Genomic DNA, 21,792 nt, shown 5'->3' on the forward strand with positions numbered 1-21,792 from the left:
GTCTTCTTAAATTAGTTTGGATTAAAACATTGAGCAGCTGTTATTTCCTGTTTAGTTGCACTGGATTCATCGCTTCTTTTAAAGAAACCGCAGTATTTGGTTTTACTGGGTAAGTCGTTGTCATCGTATGAAACCTTTTTTTGGGTATTTTGCAACCATGTTTTATCACACTGTATTCTAATCTCACACCCTGCTAGTCGAATTTTTTCCTCGTATTCTCCTGGCGATTGAATGGTGGAAAGATTTTCCCTAAAGTTACGTTTGGTTAATTCATCGGAGGGAAATGCTTCCATTTCTTTTTCAGTATAAGGGGAAGATTCTTTCTTATCTTTATAAAATACGAACTCCTCAATTGCATCACAAAAGGAATTAACACTAGTGAGACAAGTGTTCGATCTTCTTTTATTAGTTTTTGTTGAGGTTCCTTGAACAAAAGGAAATCGTTTTGCATCCTTCTCTGTTGCAAGCTCATAACCCATCGAATATTGTGCCTTATGATTTTTAATTTCTGATTGGACAACACGGATCAATTCTATAGCTAACTCCCGTGTACTTTCTTTAGAATTCTTTTTAACCTTTAACAGGGTTGCATACTCATTAATTAAGTCATCAATCGCTTCCCATACCTTAGCTTTATCATTATCAACAGATTGTCGTGTCCTTTTGGGCAAGTTATTTAAATCTATTTCATCAAAATTGACGTTATTTAATAAACGCAGTTCAAATGACTTGTTCAAAAGCTCACTCATAAAATTATTTTGAGCATTTTTATCACTAGTTAATTTAGATAAAAAATCGTGTTTAAAGGTGCCTAAAGGTTGCTTTAATTTATCGGCAATATCTGTAAAGCCGTTTTTAAAAATCACGGGCTCTATTTCTAACTGAACATATTTTTCCAACATTTTTTTGATTGCTACTCGCAAAATAGGATGGCGAGGCACAACGCCAAAGGCATCATTATTTCCCTCAATTTCCAGAGGCAACTCAATGCCCAAAAGCCTTGCTAAAGAACGCTTTTTCTCCGGGTGTTCAAATTGCCTAAAGTGACCGATTATCCCAAATTTAGGTTTATCTGGTACAAGTGTTGTCGACTCATTCACTAGTGCTAATAAATCGGTGTCCAGATAGTAGCCGCCAAAGTAATATAAACTACAATACCTAATTAAATCGCTTACCGCTGCTAAATTCTTGTTTCCTATAGATTCAGTTAATATATGTAATAATAATGCATTAGTTTCTTTGTCTGAAAAAATTGGATCGTTTTTCAGCCGAGATACCAATTCATTTATATTTCTGATTTCTATATGATAATTTTCTGCAGGAATAGGAACATCTAAAACTTCAGCGAGGGATGGTTCTTGTGAAATTTTACCTTTAGGATGAGAAGATCCAGGGTGGTTTTTCAATTTGTCAGAACTGTACTTAATTGAAGCTGCTTGGCTCAATGGCTTGTTGATAATTTTTTCATTATCTGTCCAAATGATCGTTTTATTAAAACGATTTCGATAGGCAACCCCCGATAAATCTTTTATGGATTGCAGGTAATTAGGTTTAATCTCGCCCCCTACCCAAACATAATGAAAGACCGGTGGGATGCTTTGGAGGGACTTCATAGAAATACTCCGTGACAAAGACTCTGCTAATTGACTAATTATTTTACACGGAATGAATTTTTAGAGAATATACTCATTTGGAAAGTAATAATTTCGAAATTAGTATATAGTACAATTAATGAGCCTTTGTATAAACAGATCCAAGGCTAAATTGCTGTTTTTGAAAGTGCGCATCTATCTGATGATGCTCCGGATTCTTATAAATTTCTTTCCCATTGGTTGGTCTCGATTGAGGGATGTTTATGACCATGGTTATGCCAGAATACGAGCCCGTAAAGCCGACTTACTAGATTCACGAAAAGGCGACATATCTCATAAAGAAAATAATTATATATATTTGTTTTCGCAATTCGAGAAATTTTCTTTCATTTTCTCTATTTCATTTTTATCAATAGGAAAATCTACAAAAAATGAGCTTTTGAGTTGTGGCCACTTATTTTTTTCACAAAATTGTTTAAATTCCTTTTTGCTAATATGATCTATTTTAAATTGATTACAAATAAGTTCATACGCAACACCAAGATCATTAAAGGATTGTTCTTTATCACCTTCTAAATAACAAATTGTTTTAAAAATAAATAACCTGGTTTTTGGATTCCATAACAAACTCTTACCTCCCGTTGGTGTAGCAATCCCAACTAAGCTGATAAGATCACGGATTCCCAAAGTTAGGGGATAACAACCAAGTTTTGTTAATTGAGTAGAAATGGTAGTTTGATTTGCAGGTAAAAAAGAAGAGCAAAAACTGATCGACCAGTTTTCCTTTATCTTTCGGTAAAAATGATACTCCTCCTTTACTTTTTCGATTTTATAATGTTGATTATTTTGTTGATAAACATGTTCATTTTCTGGAATTAAAAATGGTGAGCAAGAACCATTCATCCCCATGGTAGGATCGACTAAATATTTTTCATTTTCTATAGTAACAATTAAGATTAAATGAGTAGCTGGAATCTTTTTTGCCTCAAGGGAGTCTGGTGATAATCCATTAAGAACTTTTGCAATAGAACGATAAACCTCAAAACCCGATTTACTTAATGCCCTATACAAAATTTCAGAAGATTGAAAACAAAAGCCACCATTATATCCGTCAATAAATTCACCCAAATTAAAAAGGGTTAGGGACTGACGAAATAATGGGTGTGATTGGCTTGCAACTCTCAATTCAAAATTATGAAAGGGATAGCTTTGCATATGACAGTTATAAACTTTTTGCAAATAATCAAGTTTAATTTCTTTAGATAAATCATTTACTTGTAAAAAATTACAACTAATTTTTCTAAAATACTCTTTAATTAAATGCTCGTTTCTATCTGACTTACTTAACACAATAAAACCTTATTTTCTTTTGCTTAATTGGCTCAGAATATATTCTTATAATGTACAAAATGGAATAACAATATCAAACTATAAGTTTAATTAAGCCCCGCTCAACAAGATAGTTAATCAGATGCTAATAAATACCTACGCTAAGTAAATAGGAAAAATTTTCCATTTTTATAACAATGGAACCCGAGCTGTCTTATAAAGCCTCTAAACAGGAGGCAATTGAGCAAAATAAGGATATAGAGCTTAAAAAGAAGGCAAAATAGGAGGAGGAACATCTTTTTTTTTATTTATTTCTCTTCAAAGTAGTTAGTTGCGTTACTGCATGCTGTTGAAATTTATATTTAGAGGCTCTTTAAGTTTTGGAGGAAGCAAATCGTTTACTCAATGAATTGCCTTCACATTTAAAAGATATGGCTGACTTACCTTATCTACTGGATTGCGTGCTTCGATACGTTACTGGAGTACGGTGGAATGAGGTAGATCTCATTAAGAGAAAGGGAACATCACTCCAAGAGCTGCAACAATTAGGGGTATGGTCAATTTTTGAAATGGTGTTACGTTATGCCCATCTTTCTAGGGATCATTTACGAGATGCTGCAAATAGAATTAGTGGGCTTCATGTAACGTTTTGGCACTAGTTTTTTGAAAGAATTTGAAAAAGTGTTACAAATTTGATATCCCCTTTTTTCAATTTTCGAAAAAACACGTAAGTACTTGATTAAATGGCGCGCTTGGTAATAAAAACCTCTAATAATCAATACCTTGTGATGCATCATAAGTATAGAATAACAGTATAAAACTGCCAAAAACAGCGGAGTATTGTCACAGTTATGCCACAATTTATGACACAATAGTTATATTAGATTGGATTGCTGAACGAAATGAGCAACCATTTTGGTACTGTCGCGAAAAGTTTTATTTCATACAAATATCCCTCTTAGAAAAAGTTAGTTTCCAAAAGAGAGTATTCTACAAAAGCATAAAATTGATATATTTGCGCCGTTTACGCACTTTTGGAATATTATGTTTAAAAATTGTTTTTTTGAAACGTCGACCGGAACTACTGTAAAAACCCCTGAGGCACGAAAAACGGAGCCAACAAGGCCAGCAGTTCCCAGGTTATCTCTTGAAATAGTTAAAGAAAACCCTTTATCAAAACGACTCCGTAAATTGGACAATACTTCCATTACCCATGCTCCCAAATATTCTGAGGGAGTTTATATCACAACAAATGAAGAACGCTCCGATGTCATAGCAGAACTTTTAGCCGAAAAGCCTAACACTGGAGGGGGATGCCATATTGGATTTTCTGGTTGGCATAACTTAGATATTATGGCTTTAAGAAGATCGAGCTATGGTGTAATTTGTGACCACAATCCTGAAAATGCTTACTTTTTAAGTGTTACATTAAACAACTTGCTTAAGTCAAACAATAGAGAACAATTTATTGAAAAAATGACTCGCTTCGTTAATACTCATGATTTTCATCGTCTTAGCAAAAAAACCGAAAGTAATTTGGATAATGCTATAAAATTTTCTCCAAATTTTCGATCAGATGCCCGATGCTCAGACCCCTCTGATGAAATTAGAGACCATTTACAGGTAAAAACGGGTTGGTTAGCCAATGAGGAACGGTTTCAGTTTATAAAGTTTCTAGCTCACAACGATAGGATCGTACTGTTAACTGAAGATATTCTTGCAACTGAAACCTTTATTAGACTAAAAAAATTGCTTCAGGAAAATGCAGTTGAAATAGATACCTTATATACAAGTAATATAGGTGCATACATGAAGTCTCCTGAATCGCGAGTTGCCTTTTTAGAAACAGTTCAAGCTTTATCCGAATCCGAAACTAAAATAATTGATGCTCGAGGAGACTTTTATCAATATTGCGATGATTTAGCGCAACGCTTGACCACGCCCAAGCTTTTAGTTGACTCGGACAAAGCAAATCAATGGTGGTGGGGAGAAGAAACCTTAAGAGAGTATCTCCAGAGAGAGACACCAGAAGAGAAGGCTAAAAGAGCAGCACTCGTTCATAGTCATTTTAAGTCTGAAGCTGTCCGACGCTTTATGCTACAAAACGAAGATACACCCACATCGCCATCTTTTACTAGCTAATGCATTCATCCGGGTCATTTTTAGATAAGTGATCCGGGATAGCAAATTGCTAAAGCTTAGATGCTGTGAATCAAAAGGTTTAAATCAATAATTAGAAATAAGGTAAATATTTTATAATGTTAATAAGAGAAATTTTAAATACAGCAAATCTCTTTAGTAGCGAAGAGCAAGCTAGGGAGTTAGCAGCATTGCCTAAGGTTATATCCGATTATAAAGGTTTTAGCCAAGATGCTTATTTAGAATTATTAAGGCTAACTCTTAAAGCAGCAGAAACTGAAGAATACTATCAACCACAAATTGAACGGATTAAATCAGCCAGAATACGAGCCCAAAAGCTAGTAATAGCATTTGGTACAGTAGGCGCAGCGCTGAAATATTTAGAAAATTTTGAAAAACAATTCCCTCAAGTGCAGAATAAAATTCATGATGCTTGTTTATTTGGATTCCTACCGGTCACTTGTAACCTTAATTTATGGCGTGGAATTATCAAGCATAATTTCCCAACGCATGCTAACTCTCCTATTTTTAGATTGTTACCTTTAGCTACTCGCATAGAAAAATATGTTAAAGAAAATACAGTACACTTAGAAAGGACCATTCAAGAAGATGTTTCTCAAAAATGGAAACAACGTTTCGTTAGAGACTACGAGTCATTATTTAAACTAAGAGACATGCAATTGCCTACTAAGAAAATTGCAAAAGAAACAAATAAAAAATTTGATGTTTATATAAGACAGCTACTTAGTTACCCATTAATAGGACAACTAAATGCAGTGCAGCAACAACAATTTGAAAAAAAAAGAATGGAGTTAAGCGATAAAAAGGAAGAAATTAAGAATTTAATAGAAGATAAATATCAAATAAAACTAAAAAAGAAAAATGATGCTAAATCTACACCTACGCTTATAAGCCTTGAAGATTACATCGAAGCAAAAATGAAAGAAAATAAAAAAGAAATAGAAGCTACGGTGAAAAGCCGCTTATTATCACCGCGCACACCGATTTCTGTTCTTTTTTCATATGCAAAATATAAAGCTTATACAAGGGCTAATGAAAACTTAGAAGCGGCAGAACTTTTTTTGCAGTATGGCATGCCAGAAAATGTGTTTGAGCAATATCTAGATTTAATACCTCAAGATAATGCAAATTATATTCCCGACTTATTTATTTCCGGTAAAAGTATCTCTGCCGACTATAAAGGCTATTATTTAAAAAAATTACCTCCAAGCGATCCACGCGCTGCCCTGCTTGGACATATGACTGGCTGTTGTCAATCAATTGATGAAAACGGAAAAAGCTGTGTCATTTATGGAATTACCAGTGAGAGATCAGGATTTTATGTGCTATGTAAGCAACGAGGAAAAGAGCCCGACCCTCATGATAGTATTGTTTCTCAATCTTGGGCATGGTTAGCAGAGGATGAAAACCTGGTTCTAGATTCCATTGAAAGCCAATTAGATTTTAGAAAGCATACCCAACTAATAATGGATTTTTATATGGTTCTAGCTAGCCACCTACTTAAAGCCGGGATCCCAGCTGTATTAGTAGGAGCAGGTGGTGAAACACCTCCGCAGTTAGGTCTAAGGCGGTGGGCTAGATCTAATCCAATCGATTATACAGGTTATTCTGATTCTCATAGGCAACGCTTAATTGCGCATAAAGAGTTGCAGCCTTTACTTTATAAAACGCATAGTCAATTTAACCCTTCTTTGATTCCATTAAATTCAGTATTTGAAACTCAGCAACTAAGCATAGCAGCCTTCTTGGAGTGGTGTGATTTATACGTTATCAATAATCTAACTAATCTTGAGGATCTATACCTTTATCTTCCCCCCAGCATTAGTCAAACAGAAGCTAGATTTAAAATAAACCTTGTTAAAGATTGGAACCAATTATTAGACAATATTATGGCTGACTCTGAATCGCCTGAAAAAGTTCTACTTAATATTGAACAATATGGACAATATATAAATTCAGGAATTGAGCATAAAAGTGATCAATTTTTATGTTGGGCAGTAAAAAAAGGACAATTAGAGATCGTAGAACAAATTATACCATTTTACTCTGATGTAAATATTACCTTCGAGGGTCGTAAGCTGTTAGAATATGCTATTAATAAAAAAGAGTTAGGTGAAGCAGAAAAACAAATTATTAAGCTCCTAATTCAATATGGAGCTGATGTTAATGCAAAAGATATATTTAATAAGCCAATGCTCGCAACGACTGTCTATACTGAAAATGAAGTTGCTCTTCAACTGCTTATTGAAGCAGGTGCCAAATTAATCGAGGAACCTGAAGTTTTTGTAGCTGCTATAGAAAAATTGCAATCCAAAATTATAGATCGCGTATTTAAATCTAATGGTGATTTACAGGTTGTAAATGAATTTATTTCTTCTTTGCTTCAATATTTTATAAACCTTAATGATTACCAATCCAGAATTAAAGCCATTAAAATATTAATTAATATAGGTATCAATTTTGACGATCCAAAAGCAATCAAAGAAGCTAAAAAAATAGGGTGGAATTTAACAAGGCTTGTAGTAAATAAACCAACCATATCAAATAGTTTTTTTCAAACACGTGCGGATTTACCCTCTAAGCAACAGGCCAAAGAAATTTTACCGGAAAAGGAGTTGTTTGAGTTATGCTGGGATGCTCAAAATATAGACAGAATTAAAGCGCTTCTTTTAATTATTAAAGACATTAATAAGCAGTTTTATCTTGATAATACATGTTTGAGTAGAGCTGCAAGTCGAGGTCATATAAAACTTGTTAGGCTACTTCTTGAACACCAAGCTGATAAAACTCTAACTAATATGTTTGGAAAAACAGCGGCTGAATGTGCATCTAATGCAAGCATTAAGGAATTGATTGATAATTGGGATTATAAGGAGGAATGCACGATAAATTCGGGATGGTGCGTCCTATTCTAAATGAGGGCATTAATTTATAATTTTAAGGCGGAAATATTCCTTAATTATAATAATACCAAGTTATTGAAAAAATTGAGGATACCCCATTGAAACTTTTAAAAATTGCTTTCTCCATCTCTACGATTCTTTTGCTGATCCCATTGTGTGCCCACAGATGGGTGTACTCAGCGAGGGCAGATTTTTATTTTAGATCAGTTGGGTGAATGTTCGTTTGGGATAGAAAATTATTGAGAGTATCTGGGAAAATTTAGACAGTCGAGTAATCTGTTTATTTGTCTCATTTCCCCTGACACACTCCGGAATGATTGCTCATAGCCAAAATAAACAAAAATATTTAATTTTAATACACTGGCGATGCCTAACTCATGAAAAATTGTCCTCTGCAAAGCTCAGAATTCGTAATAAATCAATTCTTAAGCTTCCCCTTTAATAAATAGATGTTAAAATTTTGTTCTTTACTGACGAATAATAGACCACCATGAAATCTAAGGATGAAAATATTTCTCTCAAAAGAAAAGCAAGCGCAATAGAACAAGACCAATTAGATGGGCCGAAAAGCCTAGAGGTAGATGGGATAATGGAAATAGGGGAAGAAGAATTCTATCAGCAAAAAGCGCCTAAAAAGCAAAAAGATATCACTGATAACAGCTCTAATGAATTGCTACCTCCTACAATCATGGAAGAGCTACTAAAATTGATGTTTTCTCAACCGGAAGTTTTAACACTCCAACCACTGAATCCTAATTTATATTCATCCATATTTTCCCCACTTAATGAGCCACAACAAAAAGAGGTTATGACTCAAACAGTGGAGGCGAATAATGAAGAGGTACAGATCCTTACTATTGATGATGAAGGCAAGAGAAGAGAGAAAGAGTTGGTGATAGACGACAACCGTTTTCCTACGACTACTCCTGCACAAAGTCACAGACCAATATTCTATCTTGATGATAATAAATCCATTCAAGAGTTAGAGAATTCAATTCACTTATCAGTCAATGGTTCCCAGGTTAACTTTCAATACAAAAGTGGCAAAAAAGACAAACCCGATCTGGTTTACATTGCTCCTCTGAATCTCATTTCATCACAGCAAATTCACTATGGTGTTTACGCCAGGCGTTTCATCAAAAAGGGAACTGTTTTATTCGAGTACACTGGTGAAAAAGTTTCCGATGAGGAAAATCAGGATGAAAAGAAAGACAGAGATTATTTTATGTTTTTGAAAAATAGGAACAAAATACTTGATGCAAAATACCAGGGAAATGTTTCTCGTTTTATTAATGCTTCAACCATTCAGGAAAATGTCGAATTTATAGAAAAGAAAAAGAGAATGTTGGTCATTGCCGCCAGAGATATTTATGAAGATGAGCAATTATTAGTTGATTATGGCAAAGATTATTATTTTTGCTTTAAACCTTTCTTTTTACACCCTTCGGATAATTTTAGATGTGCTCAGGAAATTTTTGAAGAGTATCAGGATAACTATCATCCTGTTCCTTACAATTTTGCAAACTGTACATATGATCTTAGCCCCTTAGGTATTACCAAAGAAGATACTGCTTTTCTACCTAAACCTGTTTACGAAATGCTACAAAATAGAAATATCAGAAAATATGATTCTATTTCTCATTTGCCATTACCAATTTTAAAAGTAAAAGATGGGCAATTCGTGCCGCTGTGGCAGCAGGAGCGTATCACTTTACTTTTGATGGCCGCTTTTCTGGGAAACGTAACTGTATTGAAGAAATTACTCCAGAATCCTAAAATGGATACAACGATTCAGCAAGCAATGTCGGGCCGTACCGCATTACATCTTGCTTGCTTGGGTACCTCCTTAGATAGAACACCTCGAGATATAAAAAATCGATTAGCAGCTTTAGATCTGCTCATAGAAAAACCGGGCTTAGATTTCAAAGATAGGAATCATAGAACGCCTATTTTTACATTGATTGATAATGATTCCCCCAATTATTTAAGGCATCTACTGCAGAAAATTAAACCTTCTATTACTAATTTCCAACGTCATAAAAAAAATCAGCTTGACCCATTTTTCTATGCATTAAAAAAGAATAAAAAAGATCATGCTTTAGTTATTATTGATTATATGGATAGTATTGGAAAATTATCTAAATATGCTGAGCACATAAAAGAGTTTGTGCGTAAAACGCTAATATTTAATAATGGTCGCTATGATCTCAAATTAATCGCAGCTTGTAATGAAGTGCTTGAAAAAAAAGGCATCCCAGGGACAGTTGTTAAAATGCCAAACCTTTTCAAACCTCTAGTATCAATACCTAATGACCAGAATATGATTTGTCGAGGAAGTTCTCAATCTAATTTGCCGGTACAGGATACCTAATCCAGATAAGAAGTGGTTTGACAGGCACTACACGGGGACGGTCCGGGACCTAAGTGATCTGCGCAAAATGTGACCAGTCAAAAAGGCGCAAAAAAAGCACATAAAAAGAACGAACAAATGATTGGTGTTACATGATGATTAATGATCTAATAGTTTTATTAACGATTCGTAATCTTTTCCATTTCTTTCAGCTGTTCCTTTATCCACCATAGAGAACTAAATTTTTTTTCACCATGTAATTGAAAAGAAAGAGGGCATAGTAGTACTGGCGGGCTTGTAGAAGCATCGGTATTTAAGTAATCTACCGATAATTCCCCATTATGGGCAAACAAGGAATGATAGAGTTTATAAGTTTCTTTTGCAGACCAATTCCTAGGTAAGTCTGTTTTTTTAAACCTAGTAGTCTTAGCCTTAATTGTTCATACTAATCAAATTTCTAGCCTCTTTTGAAACCAGGGAAACTTTATTAAGTGTTTGTGCATTAAAGAAACTGTAAATCTGTAATTTAAGCTCGTTTGGTAATTTTTGAAACATAATTATTGTGCCGGCAATTAATTGAACTATTTTGTAATTAATAAAATGGAGTGAGATTTATTTGGATAAAGGACATGCTCTTATTCATCCTGATGAGTCAAAAACTAAAAGAGCAATTCCTGTTCCTTTGAATAAACAAGCTATTTCACTTATTCAATCCCAAAAGGGCAAACATCCTGCATATGTATTTACATACAAGGGTAAGCCTGTAACTCGATGTAATAATCATGCATGGAGGAAGGCTCTAATAAGAGCGAATATTGATGATTTCCGATGGCATGATTTAAGACATACATGGGCTAGTTGGCATGTACAAAATGGAACAGCCTTACACGAGTTACAAGATCTTGGAGGATGGTCTAACTATGAAACGGTATTGCGTTACGCTCACCTTTCAAGTGATCATTTAAAAATTGCTGCAGAACGGATTTATGACACGTTTTTGCCACAGTAGGTTGGTTTTATGTCACAATTAAAAGGGTTAAGCCATTAATTTTACTATGTAAAAATGGCGCGCCCGGAAGGATTTTATTACGTAGGATTTAAATTGCAGCATTAAATTTAATTAGTTCCAAGATTCAAGGGAAGGATAGATTCGTCGCTTACTTTGTTCGCTCCTCACCGCTTTGCGGCGCGCTGAAGCGCGTCCAAAATGCTTTGCCGCACTTCGTGCTCTTCGCTTCGCATTTTGTCGAACCTCGTTCGGTTCGAACACTTCCGGGCCAATGACATTGGATGTCTTGGCAGCTACTTCGGAGTGATTTTTGCTTTTTTGATTTTTATTTGGAAATGGCGCGCCCGGAAGGATTTTATTACGTAGGATTAAATTGCAGCATTAAATTTAATTAGTTCCAAGATTCAAGGGAAGGATAGATTCGTCGCTTACTTTGTTCGCTCCTCACCGCTTTGCGGCGCGCTGAAGCGCGTCCAAAATGCTTTGCCGCACTTCGTGCTCTTCGCTTCGCATTTTGTCGAACCTCGTTCGGTTCGAACACTTCCGGGCCAATGACATTGGATGTCTTGGCAGCTACTTCGGAGTGATTTTTGCTTTTTTGATTTTTATTTGGAAATGGCGCGCCCGGAAGGATTTTATTACGTAGGATTAAATTGCAGCATTAAATTTAATTAGTTCCAAGATTCAAGGGAAGGATAGATTCGTCGCTTACTTTGTTCGCTCCTCACCGCTTTGCGGCGCGCTGAAGCGCGTCCAAAATGCTTTGCCGCACTTCGTGCTCTTCGCTTCGCATTTTGTCGAACCTCGTTCGGTTCGAACACTTCCGGGCCAATGACATTGGATGTCTTGGCAGCTACTTCGGAGTGATTTTTGCTTTTTTGATTTTTATTTGGAAATGGCGCGCCCGGAAGGATTCGAACCTCCGACCCCCTGGTTCGTAGCCAGATACTCTATCCAACTGAGCTACGGGCGCGTTGACTGGCGGAGAGAGAGGGATTCGAACCCTCGATGGGATTTCTCCCATACTCCCTTAGCAGGGGAGCGCCTTCGACCACTCGGCCATCTCTCCAATCAATGGTTGCGGAGTATATCAGGTATTTTGATGTCGTCAATATCCATTACTTATAAATTAAATCTTAATATAGAGTTTGGTCTCTATAAGCTCCATTATGATCTATAATTGGTCAGTAAAGTGTGAGTTACTTACTTCTTCGCATACTACCCAATTTTTCAAGAAGTTAGTTTAGTATTTTGAAATATAATGCTTTATAAAATTTCCAAAATTACATGATTACTGCTACTCTTATCATTCATAAAATTACAGCCAATCTCAGTTAGGAGTCAGGGCGTGTAGTTAAAAGATTTTGGTATTTTTTGTAACTTGCAAAAGAGAATATAATCTACTTCTCAAAGAACTACAGATGTATGGAGTTTTTCGAGTAAGTTTCTTTTAACAAAAGGCTGCGACTCAATTTTAAAATAAGGAGGATCGATGAAACAGAAGTCAAATTTACATGGTCGAGACGTGTATATAGTTGATGGAAATCGAACACCATTTCTCAAAGCCAAAGGCATAGGTCCCTTTACTGGATCTGATTTGGCAGTAGCGGCAGGGACGACATTATTAAATCGACAACCTTTTGCTCCAACTGAGTTGAATGAAGTGATTATTGGATGTGCTATGCCTAGTCCAGATGAGGCAAATATTGCTCGAGTGATTTCCCTGCGTTTGGGATGCGGCGATAAAGTGCCCGCGTTTACAGTAATGAGAAATTGTGCATCGGGAATGCAAGCTCTGGATAATGCTGCAATCCAAATTGCAAGCGGTCGTAGTGACTTGGTGCTTGCAGGTGGTACCGATTCTATGAGTCATGCTCCTTTATTATTCAACCAAAAAATGGCCTCGTGGTTGGCTAGTTGGTATGGTTCTAAAAGTTTTAGTCAAAAATTAGGTCTAATCACGCAATTTAGACCAGCATATCTTGCTCCTGTAATTGCTTTGTTGCGGGGTCTCACTGATCCTATTGTGGGGATGAACATGGGACAAACAGCGGAAAAAGTTGCTTATCGCTTCAACCTAACTCGTGAGCAAATGGATGAGTTTGCGACCCAAAGTCATTTAAAGCTGGCAAAAGCTTATAACGAAAAGAGAATGACTGAAGTCTCACCGATCATAGATTATAAGGGACGTGTTTATACACAAGATGATGGACTACGCGCAGATTCAACAGTTGAGAAATTAGCTAAATTGAAGCCCTTTTTTGATAAAAAATACGGAATGGTAACGGCTGGAAATAGCTCGCAAATAACGGATGGTGCGTGTTTGTTATTACTCGCTAGTGCCGATGCAGTGAAAAAATATGGTTTACAAGTTATTGGTAGAATAGTGGACTCACAATGGTCAGCACTAGATCCATCACAAATGGGACTTGGTCCTGTGCATGCGGTAACTCCTATTTTGCAAAGACAGAAATTAAAATCTGAGGACATTGATTGTTGGGAAATTAATGAGGCATTTGCTGCGCAAGTTTTAGGCTGTGTTGCAGCTTGGAATGATGAGGATTATTGCCGGACTCAGTTAGGTTTGGAAAAAGCATTGGGTGGCCCTTCGCTGGAAAAACTTAATCGGGATGGCGGAGCAATTGCAGCAGGACATCCCATAGGTGCAAGTGGTGCACGTATTGTATTACACGTTTTAAAATCATTAGAACAAAGAAATGAGTCGCGAGGTATGGCTTCTATCTGTATTGGTGGGGGACAGGGCGGGGCTATGTATCTTGAACGAGTGACTGAGGTGAAAGGACATGAATAATTACAAACATTGGGACTTGAAACGAGATAGTGATAACATTCTGTGGTTGGGATTGGATAGAAAAGATACGTCTGTAAATAGCATCAATGAAGAAGTATTAGACGAACTCAACAGTCTTCTGCATGAAATAGCACAAGATAAAAATGCTATAGGTTTGATTGTTTATTCAGCTAAAGAAAAAGGATTTATCGCCGGTGCTGATGTAAATGCATTTTCAAAATTTGAAACGCCAGCTCAAGCGGTGGATTTTTTAAGAAAAGGACAAGCGGTATTTGCTCGACTACAAGCGCTAACCATTCCTAGCGTCGCGATGATAGATGGCTTTTGTATGGGAGGAGGCTATGAATTGGCTTTAGCTTGCACCTACCGTATTGCCAGTGACGAAAAAGATACTCGTATCGGTTTGCCTGAAGTAATGTTAGGTATACATCCTGGTTGGGGAGGTTCTGTACGATTACCTCAATTAATTGGTGGATTTAATGCCTTATCACAAATCATTTTGACTGGAAGTGCTGTACATGCTGTAAAAGCTAAAAGCCTAGGCATGGTTGATGATGTAGTTCCCGTACGCCAGTTAAAACGAGCTGCAGTTTATTTCATTAAGAACAAACCACCAAAGCATAAACCCTCATTCATACAAGGATTAACAAACAGTGCATGGATAAGGAAACCTCTAGCTGCTTTAATGCGTCGTAACGTTGCGAAACGGGTGCGAAAAGAGCATTACCCAGCGCCTTATGCCATTATTGATTTATGGGAAAAAGAAGGAGGCATGGGTGATAGAGCATACTTGAAGGAAATAGACTCCGTGGAACATCTGGTATCTACAGGAATTACTTCAAAAAATTTAATCCGTGCTTTTTCCTTGCGTGAACGGTTAAAAGGTTTTGCAAAAGGTAGTGACTTTAAAGCAACCCATGTTCATGTGATAGGGGCCGGTGTTATGGGAGGCGATATTGCTGCATGGTGTGCTTTGCGTGGTCTGCGGGTAACTTTGCAAGATCAATCGTATGCGCAAATTGCCCCAGCAATTGGCCGTGCTCATTCTTTATACAAAAAGAAATTACGTAAGCCACGTCTTATACAAGCAGCAATGGATAATTTAATCCCTGATCCTGAAGGCCATGGTATTGCGCGTGCCGATGTAATTATTGAAGCTGTTTTCGAAAATCTTGCAGTAAAACAAGAAATTATGCAAAAGGTCGAAAAGCAAGCCAAAAAAGATGCCATCATTGCTACGAATACATCCAGTATTCCGTTAGATGAAATGAGCAGTGTCATGAGCAATCCGAATCGACTCGTTGGCATTCACTTCTTTAATCCAGTTGCTAAAATGGACTTAGTTGAGGTAGTGAGTAGTGTAAAAACCTCCAAGACCGTTGAGCTTGATTCCTGTGCTTTTGTAAATCAAATTGGTAAACTGCCTTTGCCTGTTAAATCCAGCCCTGGATTCTTAGTTAATCGAGTATTAATGCCTTATTTGATGGAATGTGTTCAATTACTGGATGAAGGATATAGTGCAGAAACAATTGATGAAGCTGCATTATCATTTGGTATGTTTATGGGACCTGTGGAACTTGCAGATACTGTAGGATTAGATGTTGGTTTGGCGGTTGCTGAAAATTTAACAGCTCATTTTGGTGGAACTGTGCCACAAAAACTTCGTGATATGGTTAAAGCAGGTAAACTTGGTCGGAAAACGGGTCAAGGATTTTATCAATACAAAAATGGTAAGCCAGTTAAAAAACAACCCAGCACACCTATTGACCCTCATATTACTGATCGATTAATTCTAAGAATGGTAAATGAGTCCGCAGCTTGTTTGCGCGAGGGAGTTGTAGCCGACTCGGATCTGCTTGATGCAGGAATGATTTTTGCCACTGGGTTTGCTCCATTCCGGGGTGGTCCAATGAACTATGCAAAAGATTTCGGAACAAATAATTTGGAAAATTTATTTAAGACCCTTGAATCTAAGTATGGTGAACGTTTTAAGGTAGATGAAAGTTTTTAATTATTGATTCTACTTTAATAAGCAGGATGGTAGTTTAGGTAGAGCGCTATCTTTAAGCTAATACTTTGGCATTCCCGCGAAGGCGGGAATTCATTCTTACAGTAGCACTATACCACGTTAGAAAAGGTTCCCGCTTCCGCGGGAACTAGATCTTTTCATAATTGAAGTGCTTTCATCGAATCTATGAGTTAAGCTCCTAATATACGTCTAGGGATATTCATTGCAAATGATCTTAAACAAGCAAAGTTTATTTTTTTTGATGTTTCTGCAATTTTGCACATCGTTCTGTGCTGCGACCACTTTGGTTTTACCAACAACAGGTAATGTTGTTGGAGAGATTCAATATGGGGTAGCTGAGGTAAATGAGACCATTGATGAGGTAGGAAGGCGTTTTGATCTGGGAAATTATGAGCTGGTACGAGCAAACCCTCAAATTGATGCAAGACAATTTTTAATCGCCAATTCTCGACTTATTATTCCTGCACAATATATTTTGCCTAATGTTCCTAGAAAAGGAATCGTAATTAATTTAGCAGAATACAGATTATATTATTTTCCTGAAAATGAGAATGTAGTAATTACTTTTCCAGTGGGTATTGGGCGCAAAGGTTGGAGTACACCTTTGGGAGAAACAAAAATTATAGCAAAGGTAGCTAATCCCAAGTGGAGACCAACAGAACGACTGCGTGATGAGGCAGAGAAGAGTGGGGATTTTCTTCCTGATGAATTCCCTGCCGGACCTTATAATCCTTTAGGTCAGCATGCTTTGCGCTTAGGATGGCCAACGTTCCTTATACATGGTACTAATAGACTTAGTGGAATTGGGTCCCGGGTCAGCGCAGGTTGTCTGCGGATGTTTCCTGAGGATATTGAATATTTATTCCGAATGGTTCCAGTAGGAACTCCAGTGAGAGTTATTAACGAACCAGTAAAAATTGGTAAACAGAATGGAGAATGGGTTATTCAAGTCCATCCCCTTTTAAGTGAACATCAGGGTAGGACCCTCCAATCTATAGTTGAAGAGCAATTAAAAGATCGTAATATTTTTAATTTGAGCCGCAGTAAAGTACTTCAAAATGAGCTTCATTATCCAACAGGAATTGTCCGCAAAATATAAATTACGAGATAATTTTTACGTAAGCCACTGAGTGTAATTTAATTAATACAATTCTTCATCGGAGCTTGGGGGCGCTTTTGTTGAAAACGGTACAGTATTTCAAAAGGAAGTAGCATAAAAGCAAGACAATAAAGCCACCTATTATATCGATTAAATAATGCCATCCTAACAAAACACAAGATGCAATAAGAAATAAATTAGTTATAAATAAAAGAAAACAAGGAATTGGCCATTCTCTGAGAAGATTTACACATAATATTGCCCAAATTGCGTGAAAAGATGGAAGTGCAATTAGTCCTCCTTCATTTGTAGTCGGATTAATATAATGATGAATTTGTCGGAACTTAAGTCCAGTATCAATTTGCTCAGGTGAAAAATACGGACTGTTTATAATACTCGCGGGAGCAGTAGTAGGAAAAAAATAATAAAATCCAAAACCGATTAACACCGTACTTAACAAATAAAAATAATACTCTCTTATTAAATGAAAGCGACAAGTGGCAATGATCAGTAAAGGTAAAATACTCATTTGATAGGTGAGACTGTCATAAATTACACCGAGTACGTATTTAAACTGAGGATGGTCGTGAGTCCAGGCTAATATCGCCTCCATATGGATATTCATATGTTCTTCGAGTGTATTAATAAAGGGATCAATAATTGGAAATGGAGTGTATTGTACTGCATTTGTTGCGATGGCAATAAAACACATTACTGAAAAAAAATAGATTAGTTCTCGTCCCACTTGTCGAATTTTATTGTCCTTGGGGAAGCAGAGAATAAGCCCAAGATTTAAAAGAATTAGTAAGAGAGCCAGGAAGGGAATTCCCTCTGGAAAAAAATTATTACCCGGATATTTATAGAAAAAATGATTTATTAAAAAAACAATAGAAGATAAAACCAGGACTAGGCCAGACAGAAAAATAATTAAACGAGATGAAACTTGACTCATGTTAAAATTAGTCAACTGTTTCTAAAAGTTGCTTTTGTTTAATGGCCTGAAAAATTTCTTCTCTATGAACATTAACTGATCTGGGGGCATCAACACCAAATTTAATATTTCCATGTTCTTGTGTTTTAAAAGCTAATATTTTAATTGCTGTATCACCAATATGAATCATTAAAGGTTCTTCAAATTGAAGAGAAATTATATCCATTAAAAACCTCTACTTTCAAATAAGTTGATTATTAATCAATGACATTTACATTGTATGCACGGTAACCCAATTCATAGAGAGTTGTCACTAAAAATTAATATAAAATTCATAAAAAATTCTTAAATAGAGCGTTTTATCTGTATAACATCCTAATTTAATTATTTTTAATTGATTAAGAATTGTATGATGCGCTTAATATGGTTATAATTAGCAGCTTTTTTTAAACCTTGCCTTACTGTTGTTTTAAATAACAGGAGGCTTTCATCCATAAGGAGAAATCATGAGACATTATGAAATTATGTTTCTTGTGCACCCGGATCAAAGCGAACAAGTACCAGCAATGGTAGAGCGCTATGAAGGGATCATAAGCAAGCACAATGGGGTCATCCATCGTAAAGAAGACTTGGGTCGTCGCCAGTTAGCTTATCCAATTTGTGATGTTCATAAAGCGCATTACATTCTTATGAATATTGAGTGTAGCCTTGAAGCTCTGGAAGAAATTAAAAATGCATTCAAATTTAATGATGCAATTATTAGAAATTTAATTACTCGTCAAAAACAAGCGATCACTACTGAATCTGTTTTGATGAAGAAAGAAAAAGAAACCAGATCTGCTTAAGGGGAGTCTTAATTATGTCAGCTTATTTTCGTAGAAAAAAAATGTGTCGTTTCAGCGCCGAAGGCGGTAATGAAATTGATTATAAAGATATCAATTTACTGAAAAATTATATTTCTGAAACTGGTAAAATTGTACCAAGTCGGATAACCGGTACTCAAACCCGTTTTCAAAGACAATTAGCTAGAGCAATTATGCAAGCCAGATTCCTTGGACTGTTGCCATATTGTGATAGTCACAGATAAATAATAATGATGCGCGCGGGCAATTTTATAGAAAAACATTGTAAGCTAATGCTTGAAAGTAAAAAGCAAGCAATTATATTTGCTGCTATTTTTTCAGTATTACCTTTTGCATCTTGGCTTTCCGTCGCTTTAGTATGTTTAGTGACCTTAAGAAAAGGTGCGCGATCTGGTTTCGATGTGTTATTGCCTGCACTTGTTATCCATTCTGTTCCATTGATGATGTTAATACCGTTGTCCGGAGCACTAATTAATACTCTTATCGCTTATCTTCCATGTTATTTCGCAGCCTTGGGTTTGCGAAATACTGAAAAATGGCAGGTGACTGCGGGAGTGTTTTTTATCCTGGCATTTTTGGGATGTTTACTTATTCAACTCTTAGCACCTGGTTTTATTGTCGAACAGTTTAAGGTGTTTACAATAAATTTGTCACAATATCAGGAACTAGTTGACTCGACACTTAATGGCATAAACTCAGTAATTTTGGCGCAATTATTCTTCGGAATTCAGATACTTAGTGTGGTTGTATCCGCAACAATTTCCTTGATGTTTGCGCGAGCAATGCAAGCAAAATTATTTTTACCTGGTGGTTTCAGGAATGAGTTAATGGTATTTCGTAGTGGTAGACTTTCATTTTTAGTTTTATTGGGAGTTTCTTTGGCAACTTTTTATGAGATTCCTTTGGCTATGAATGTGCTTCCCATTGTGCTTTGCTATTTCTTGGCTTCGGGATTTGGATTGGTTTATTTTATATTTTCTCAAAAGAGACAAGTAAAGATATTCATTTTATTAATGTTGTTCATATTAGTGAAGCCAACTTTGGTATTATGCACTTACGTCATTATTGGTTTATTAGATAGTTTAGTTAATTTTAGATCGTATTTCCCTACAAGGGTTGGCGAGTCAATTTAAGGGGTTATTAAGATGGAAGTTATCTTATTAGAAAAAGTGAGAAATTTAGGTAACCTGGGTGATAAAGTAAATGTAAAATCTGGTTATGGCCGTAATTTCTTAATTCCACAAAATAAAGCAGTTTTTGCTACACCAAAAAATATTGAGTTATTCGAACAGCGTCGTGTTGAGCTCGAGAAAAAAGCCCAACAATCTTTGGCTGTTGCCGAACAACGTGCTGCCAAGTTGAATGATACAACCGTCGTTATTAACGCTATGGCGAGCGACGAAGGCAAATTGTACGGGTCCGTGGGTGTAAATGAAATTAAAGATGCTTTAGTAGAAAAAGGTATCGATATAGTTAAACGTGAAATTGTTATGCCAGAAGGGCCTTTACACTCAATTGGTAATTTTGTTGTTGAAGTACATGTTCACAGCGATGTTATTGCTAAATTGCATGTTGAGATCGTCCCTGCTAAGTAAGTCCTGTGTATCCTGGGGAGCTATTGTGCACCCCAGGCTATCCTAAGCCGTTCTAATTTATACTAAAAGTATTCGATAAAGAGCAAGCAAGGCAATTATTGTATTTAAAACTGCCCACACATAAGAAGGATATAATCCTTTATACCCGCTATAGTAAGCATAGATAGCAATAAATGTACTTCCTGAAAAAAATATCCATTTATCATTGTATGCAAATCCCATAGACAGCAGCGCTATGCCAAAAACTCCAAGTATTAAAAATACACTATTTTCCTTACCAAACATTAAATAGAACGTGAGTAGCTGACAGCACATTAATATTGGTAAGAAAAACTGAGTATAAGGCCCACTACCTAATAAAATTGCAGCGTGCCCAGCAATAAGTATTAATTGTAGAGCTATAAAAAAAAGCAATCGAAAATAAATGGCGGTTAAAAGTAAAGCAACACCGCCAATGAAATAATAAAGTTGAGAATGAAGTTGAGGGGTAGTTGTTCCAAAAAACTTCAAAAGTCCACTCAATATAATAAGTGAGCCAATGCATCCCAAAAAAAGAAATATTTCTTTAGCCACGTATCACCATTTTAAGTAAATCCCTTTAGCCACCGATTCTTGAATAATTGCACCTTGGGATTTGTTATATGAAATCCAATAATTTCCCATGTTACTTAGAGCGAACTTAACTCTTGGATACTGACATACTTCTAATACATTACGGCAGTCAACAAGTTTAGTTTGCTCCTCAACGCGTTTATAACATTTGAAATTTAGGTTTCTGACATCAGAAGCAAATGCGCCCCAATTCATTGGATCTAATGTAGCATGTAAAGGAGGACTCATAAATGCTTCTTCACTATTTACGCGCTCCATTTCAATTTTGGAATCAGAATGATTTTGTATTAAATAATAAGACTGGTTTCCTGTTTCATTTAAAATCAAATAATTTTGACTATAACCGAAACCTGTAACCTCACATCCTCTTGGGAATGGACTTGCAACTTGAGCTTGTGCTGCGCTAATTAGAACAGCAGATAAAATAATCGATTTGTTAATTTGATGAAATACAGACATAAAATACCTCAGTAAGTAAACTTTGTGGGTTATTTTAATCATAAAAAAT

The 21,792-nt window shown here is 36.1% G+C and carries 17 protein-coding genes, 2 tRNA genes and 2 pseudogenes; 12 read left to right on the plus strand and 9 right to left on the minus strand.

The window, feature by feature from the left end; translation table 11 throughout:
* Nucleotides 1-11: 11 nt before the first annotated feature.
* Nucleotides 12-1,613, minus strand: coding sequence for a glycosyltransferase (locus HBNCFIEN_RS07700; RefSeq protein WP_182393509.1), 1,602 nt, complete (start codon nucleotides 1,611-1,613; stop codon nucleotides 12-14).
* A gap of 327 nt (nucleotides 1,614-1,940) precedes the next feature.
* Entirely contained in the window at nucleotides 1,941-2,942 is a 1,002-nt protein-coding gene (locus HBNCFIEN_RS07705; RefSeq protein ID WP_182393510.1) for an arylamine N-acetyltransferase, read from the minus strand.
* 485 nt (nucleotides 2,943-3,427) lie between these two features.
* Between HBNCFIEN_RS07705 and HBNCFIEN_RS17705 the strand changes: the two are divergent.
* The 4 genes and pseudogenes from HBNCFIEN_RS17705 to HBNCFIEN_RS07725 form a co-directional block, all read left to right on the plus strand.
* Nucleotides 3,428-3,550, plus strand: a pseudogene (locus HBNCFIEN_RS17705) (site-specific integrase); the annotation flags it as partial.
* A gap of 415 nt (nucleotides 3,551-3,965) precedes the next feature.
* Nucleotides 3,966-5,063 carry a hypothetical protein gene (locus tag HBNCFIEN_RS07715; protein ID WP_182393511.1) on the plus strand — a complete coding sequence of 366 codons (1,098 nt, stop codon included), beginning with the start codon at nucleotides 3,966-3,968 and terminating at the stop codon, nucleotides 5,061-5,063.
* A 116-nt stretch (nucleotides 5,064-5,179) separates the two neighbouring features.
* On the plus strand, nucleotides 5,180-7,996 hold the full coding sequence (locus tag HBNCFIEN_RS07720; RefSeq protein WP_182393512.1) for an ankyrin repeat domain-containing protein: 2,817 nt from the start codon (nucleotides 5,180-5,182) through the stop codon (nucleotides 7,994-7,996).
* 478 nt (nucleotides 7,997-8,474) lie between these two features.
* The gene (locus tag HBNCFIEN_RS07725) at nucleotides 8,475-10,355 is read left to right on the plus strand and encodes an SET domain-containing protein-lysine N-methyltransferase (protein ID WP_182393513.1); all 1,881 of its coding nucleotides are present in this window, start codon (nucleotides 8,475-8,477) and stop codon (nucleotides 10,353-10,355) included.
* 411 nt (nucleotides 10,356-10,766) lie between these two features.
* Here the strand turns inward: HBNCFIEN_RS07725 and HBNCFIEN_RS17855 are convergent, their stop codons facing one another.
* Nucleotides 10,767-10,889, minus strand: coding sequence for an F-box protein (locus HBNCFIEN_RS17855; protein ID WP_370530113.1), 123 nt, complete (start codon nucleotides 10,887-10,889; stop codon nucleotides 10,767-10,769).
* A 40-nt stretch (nucleotides 10,890-10,929) separates the two neighbouring features.
* Between HBNCFIEN_RS17855 and HBNCFIEN_RS07730 the strand changes: the two are divergent.
* Nucleotides 10,930-11,343: pseudogene (locus HBNCFIEN_RS07730) on the plus strand (tyrosine-type recombinase/integrase); the annotation flags it as partial.
* Nucleotides 11,344-12,239: 896 nt separating this feature from the next.
* On the opposite strand, the gene HBNCFIEN_RS07735 reads toward HBNCFIEN_RS07730, so the two are convergent.
* Both HBNCFIEN_RS07735 and HBNCFIEN_RS07740 read right to left on the minus strand, forming a co-directional pair.
* Nucleotides 12,240-12,316: transfer RNA gene (locus HBNCFIEN_RS07735), tRNA-Arg, on the minus strand.
* A 6-nt stretch (nucleotides 12,317-12,322) separates the two neighbouring features.
* Nucleotides 12,323-12,412 (minus strand) — tRNA-Ser (locus HBNCFIEN_RS07740).
* A 423-nt stretch (nucleotides 12,413-12,835) separates the two neighbouring features.
* Here HBNCFIEN_RS07740 and HBNCFIEN_RS07745 point away from each other — a divergent pair.
* The 3 genes from HBNCFIEN_RS07745 to HBNCFIEN_RS07755 all read left to right on the plus strand — a co-directional run bounded on the left by HBNCFIEN_RS07745 (nucleotide 12,836) and on the right by HBNCFIEN_RS07755 (nucleotide 17,283).
* Nucleotides 12,836-14,155 (plus strand): acetyl-CoA C-acetyltransferase, encoded by a 1,320-nt coding sequence (locus HBNCFIEN_RS07745; protein ID WP_182393514.1) that lies wholly within the window; start codon nucleotides 12,836-12,838, stop codon nucleotides 14,153-14,155.
* Complete coding sequence (locus tag HBNCFIEN_RS07750; protein ID WP_182393515.1) at nucleotides 14,148-16,166, plus strand: 3-hydroxyacyl-CoA dehydrogenase NAD-binding domain-containing protein; 2,019 nt, start codon at nucleotides 14,148-14,150, stop codon at nucleotides 16,164-16,166. Before HBNCFIEN_RS07745 ends, HBNCFIEN_RS07750 begins: the two co-directional genes overlap by 8 nt.
* Nucleotides 16,167-16,392: 226 nt before the next feature.
* Nucleotides 16,393-17,283 (plus strand): L,D-transpeptidase family protein, encoded by an 891-nt coding sequence (locus HBNCFIEN_RS07755; RefSeq protein ID WP_182393516.1) that lies wholly within the window; start codon nucleotides 16,393-16,395, stop codon nucleotides 17,281-17,283.
* Nucleotides 17,284-17,338: 55 nt separating this feature from the next.
* On the opposite strand, the gene HBNCFIEN_RS07760 is transcribed toward HBNCFIEN_RS07755, so the two are convergent.
* The gene (locus tag HBNCFIEN_RS07760) at nucleotides 17,339-18,235 is read right to left on the minus strand and encodes a phosphatase PAP2 family protein (protein WP_182393517.1); all 897 of its coding nucleotides are present in this window, start codon (nucleotides 18,233-18,235) and stop codon (nucleotides 17,339-17,341) included.
* Between the two features lie 7 nt (nucleotides 18,236-18,242).
* Nucleotides 18,243-18,440 (minus strand): carbon storage regulator, encoded by a 198-nt coding sequence (locus tag HBNCFIEN_RS07765; protein WP_182393518.1) that lies wholly within the window; start codon nucleotides 18,438-18,440, stop codon nucleotides 18,243-18,245.
* 280 nt (nucleotides 18,441-18,720) lie between these two features.
* On the opposite strand from HBNCFIEN_RS07765, the gene rpsF reads away from it, so the two are divergent.
* Genes rpsF through rplI form a run of 4 tightly spaced genes read left to right on the plus strand, consistent with a single transcriptional unit; the run spans nucleotide 18,721 to nucleotide 20,672 of the window.
* On the plus strand, nucleotides 18,721-19,059 hold the full coding sequence (rpsF, locus tag HBNCFIEN_RS07770) for a 30S ribosomal protein S6 (protein ID WP_058469455.1): 339 nt from the start codon (nucleotides 18,721-18,723) through the stop codon (nucleotides 19,057-19,059).
* Between the two features lie 14 nt (nucleotides 19,060-19,073).
* Entirely contained in the window at nucleotides 19,074-19,301 is a 228-nt protein-coding gene (rpsR, locus tag HBNCFIEN_RS07775; protein ID WP_058469456.1) for a 30S ribosomal protein S18, read from the plus strand.
* Between the two features lie 6 nt (nucleotides 19,302-19,307).
* Nucleotides 19,308-20,210 carry a hypothetical protein gene (locus HBNCFIEN_RS07780; RefSeq protein ID WP_182393519.1) on the plus strand — a complete coding sequence of 301 codons (903 nt, stop codon included), beginning with the start codon at nucleotides 19,308-19,310 and terminating at the stop codon, nucleotides 20,208-20,210.
* A gap of 12 nt (nucleotides 20,211-20,222) precedes the next feature.
* Nucleotides 20,223-20,672 carry a 50S ribosomal protein L9 gene (gene rplI / locus HBNCFIEN_RS07785; RefSeq protein WP_182393520.1) on the plus strand — a complete coding sequence of 150 codons (450 nt, stop codon included), beginning with the start codon at nucleotides 20,223-20,225 and terminating at the stop codon, nucleotides 20,670-20,672.
* A 57-nt stretch (nucleotides 20,673-20,729) separates the two neighbouring features.
* Here rplI and HBNCFIEN_RS07790 read toward each other — a convergent pair whose 3' ends face one another.
* Complete coding sequence (locus HBNCFIEN_RS07790) at nucleotides 20,730-21,245, minus strand: hypothetical protein (protein WP_182393521.1); 516 nt, start codon at nucleotides 21,243-21,245, stop codon at nucleotides 20,730-20,732.
* Between the two features lie 3 nt (nucleotides 21,246-21,248).
* The gene (locus tag HBNCFIEN_RS07795; protein WP_182393522.1) at nucleotides 21,249-21,743 is read right to left on the minus strand and encodes an enhanced entry protein EnhB; all 495 of its coding nucleotides are present in this window, start codon (nucleotides 21,741-21,743) and stop codon (nucleotides 21,249-21,251) included.
* Nucleotides 21,744-21,792: the final 49 nt, after the last annotated feature.

The organism is Legionella sp. PC997, assembly GCF_014109825.1.
Classification (GTDB): Bacteria; Pseudomonadota; Gammaproteobacteria; order Legionellales; family Legionellaceae; genus Legionella.

What these genes read in the sequence shown, in the direction of transcription:
- HBNCFIEN_RS07700 (WP_182393509.1), bottom strand. Translation starts at nt 1,613, where the DNA reads ATGAAGTCCCTCCAAAGCATCCCACCGGTCTTTCATTATGTTTGGGTA.
- HBNCFIEN_RS07715 (WP_182393511.1), top strand. Translation starts at nt 3,966, where the DNA reads ATGTTTAAAAATTGTTTTTTTGAAACGTCGACCGGAACTACTGTAAAA.
- HBNCFIEN_RS07720 (WP_182393512.1), top strand. Translation starts at nt 5,180, where the DNA reads ATGTTAATAAGAGAAATTTTAAATACAGCAAATCTCTTTAGTAGCGAA.
- HBNCFIEN_RS07725 (WP_182393513.1), top strand. Translation starts at nt 8,475, where the DNA reads ATGAAATCTAAGGATGAAAATATTTCTCTCAAAAGAAAAGCAAGCGCA.
- HBNCFIEN_RS17855 (WP_370530113.1), bottom strand. Translation starts at nt 10,889, where the DNA reads ATGTTTCAAAAATTACCAAACGAGCTTAAATTACAGATTTACAGTTTC.
- HBNCFIEN_RS07745 (WP_182393514.1), top strand. Translation starts at nt 12,836, where the DNA reads ATGAAACAGAAGTCAAATTTACATGGTCGAGACGTGTATATAGTTGAT.
- HBNCFIEN_RS07750 (WP_182393515.1), top strand. Translation starts at nt 14,148, where the DNA reads ATGAATAATTACAAACATTGGGACTTGAAACGAGATAGTGATAACATT.
- HBNCFIEN_RS07755 (WP_182393516.1), top strand. Translation starts at nt 16,393, where the DNA reads ATGATCTTAAACAAGCAAAGTTTATTTTTTTTGATGTTTCTGCAATTT.
- HBNCFIEN_RS07760 (WP_182393517.1), bottom strand. Translation starts at nt 18,235, where the DNA reads ATGAGTCAAGTTTCATCTCGTTTAATTATTTTTCTGTCTGGCCTAGTC.
- HBNCFIEN_RS07765 (WP_182393518.1), bottom strand. Translation starts at nt 18,440, where the DNA reads ATGGATATAATTTCTCTTCAATTTGAAGAACCTTTAATGATTCATATT.
- rpsF (WP_058469455.1), top strand. Translation starts at nt 18,721, where the DNA reads ATGAGACATTATGAAATTATGTTTCTTGTGCACCCGGATCAAAGCGAA.
- rpsR (WP_058469456.1), top strand. Translation starts at nt 19,074, where the DNA reads ATGTCAGCTTATTTTCGTAGAAAAAAAATGTGTCGTTTCAGCGCCGAA.
- HBNCFIEN_RS07780 (WP_182393519.1), top strand. Translation starts at nt 19,308, where the DNA reads ATGATGCGCGCGGGCAATTTTATAGAAAAACATTGTAAGCTAATGCTT.
- rplI (WP_182393520.1), top strand. Translation starts at nt 20,223, where the DNA reads ATGGAAGTTATCTTATTAGAAAAAGTGAGAAATTTAGGTAACCTGGGT.
- HBNCFIEN_RS07795 (WP_182393522.1), bottom strand. Translation starts at nt 21,743, where the DNA reads ATGTCTGTATTTCATCAAATTAACAAATCGATTATTTTATCTGCTGTT.